This is a genomic window from Thermogemmatispora sp. (assembly GCF_019683755.1).
Classification (GTDB): domain Bacteria; phylum Chloroflexota; class Ktedonobacteria; order Ktedonobacterales; family Ktedonobacteraceae; genus Thermogemmatispora.
Window position 1 is genome coordinate 1 of the sequence record NZ_JADGHT010000537.1, and the last position, 2,010, is coordinate 2,010.

The window sequence follows — 2,010 nt, forward strand, 5'->3', positions numbered from 1 at the left end:
GCTGACAAGAGTATCTATGGAAATTTTATCTGCCCAGGGGTCGATTGGCTACAGCCAATGGGGGGTAGACGGGGGTGGATTGGCTCTTGCTGTTGTCGCGGGGCCGAGCTGGTCGGCAGGCTTTACGCTCGCTAAGCGGAGGAGTAGGGGACGGAACTCAATGACAAGCGACGTGCAGTCCGCAGATGTTACTTGCCTGGCCTGCGCGCCGCTTTTGGCTTGTGCTGGTCTCAGGCCCTAAGTCTGCAGGAAGGTTGGCCTAGACAGCGGGCTGGATATTCTGATTGATGCGGAACAAGTTAACCGGATCGTAGTGCCGCTTCACCTGACTGAGTCGCTCGTAGTTCTCGCGGTAGGCGGCGCGGACCCGCTCATCGCCCTCTCCCTCCATCATAAAGTTGACATAGGCTCCGCTCTCGGCGTAGGGATGCAGGGCTGTCCAATAGGAGCGTGCCCAGCCAGTAATCATCTCCTTCTGGCCAGGGTCGGGACTGACTCCCACAATCACCTCAGCCCAGGTGGCATCGCGGTAGCTCCAGGAGGTGGCGTTACTGCTCACGCGGCTGGCCGCCCCGTTCACCGGGTAGAGATGCATCGTCGACTGCAACGTCGGCAGCTGAGAGCCGTGGTGCAGATGGAGGCCAATCGCTTCGTCGCTCAGCTCTTTCACAAAGTCCGCTTTCCAATACCACTGCAGGCCGGGCGGATAGAGCGCATCAAACATGCTCTGCAGGGCGGGGAAGGGTAGTGGTCCTACCAGATCCAGGGCTGGCTGACGGAACTGGCGGATCGGCTGGAAGGTCTGTTCTGCCCTGTCCAGTGGCCCTGTGTAGCACCAGACCACGCCGCAGAGCTGCTTATTGTGCAAATGTTGCGGGAAAGGTGGTCCTGGCGGCACAGTCAGGAAGGCGAAGAAGCCGTTGAGGTCGTCGGGGGCGGTCGTGATCAGATTCTGGTACCAGTGGAGAATCTCGGGGGCCTTCTCTAACTCCCAGAGCATTGGGCCGGCGTAAACCGTAGCGACTGGTTGGGTTCGGAACAGGAACGAGGTGACAACGCCGAAATTGCCGCCGCCGCCACGCAAGGCCCAGAAAAGATCAGGTTGCTGCTGCTCGCTGGCCACCACCAGGCTGCCGTCTGCCAGTACAACTGTTGCTTCAAGCAAATTGTCGATCGTCAGGCCATAGGAGCGTGTCAGGTGTCCCAGGCCGCCGCCTAGCGTCAGGCCCCCGACTCCAGTGGTTGAGATGATCCCCGCTGGCACCGCCAGGCCGAAGGCATGGGTAGCATGATCAACGTCGCCCCAGGTGCAGCCGGCGCCAACGCGCGCTGTGTGTCGGTCGGGATCAACGTGGGTGTAGCGCAGAAGGGATAGATCAATTACCAGGCCATCATCGCAGGTCCCCAGTCCGCCAGCATTGTGACCACCGCTACGGATCGAGAGCGGCAGCCCATGATCGCGGGCGAAGTTGACGGCAGTGATCACGTCGGCCACGTCGGCGCAGCGTACGATGAGGGCTGGCCGCTTGTCGATCATGGCGTTGTAGACGCGGCGCGCTGCCTCGTAAGCGGCATCACCTCGCTGGATCACTTGCCCGCGCAGATTCGCCTGCAGGGCGCTCGCGTTGAACGAAGAAGACCTCTCCTCTGTTGCCATACTTTTTTGGCTCCTTATCTCTGTTGAGGTCGATGCACTAAAAAAAAAACACTCTGCTTTCCTGCAGACGTGGCGCGGTTTCGCCATAAGTAATTCTACCCATCGCCGCGTCAAGAGGATAAGCGCAGAGATACCTACCTCGTTTGCACTGCCCGGCTGGCACGCTATGGACAGAAGAGTAAGCACACCTGATGCGGCTTGTCTGCTCGTCTGTCCCCTATGGGCCGGGCGCGACGCGTGAAGGGAGGCACTCCTGCAAATAAGGGGACACCCACCTCATTGTAGGTGTCTCACCGTGCCAGGGAGCTGCATTGAGATGCCGGCTGCTTGTTGCCTCTTAAGGTCGTTCCGAT

The 2,010-nt window shown here is 60.0% G+C and carries 1 protein-coding gene; it reads right to left on the reverse strand.

The features are described from left to right. Positions 1 to 259: 259 nt before the first annotated feature. Positions 260 to 1,657 carry an FAD-binding oxidoreductase gene (locus IRZ24_RS19710; protein WP_297168321.1) on the reverse strand — a complete coding sequence of 466 codons (1,398 nt, stop codon included), beginning with the start codon at positions 1,655 to 1,657 and terminating at the stop codon, positions 260 to 262. Positions 1,658 to 2,010 lie beyond the last annotated feature (353 nt).

Bases quoted from the DNA above. Each gene is read 5' to 3' on its own strand.
- IRZ24_RS19710 (WP_297168321.1), bottom strand. From the start codon at position 1,657: ATGGCAACAGAGGAGAGGTCTTCTTCGTTCAACGCGAGCGCCCTGCAG.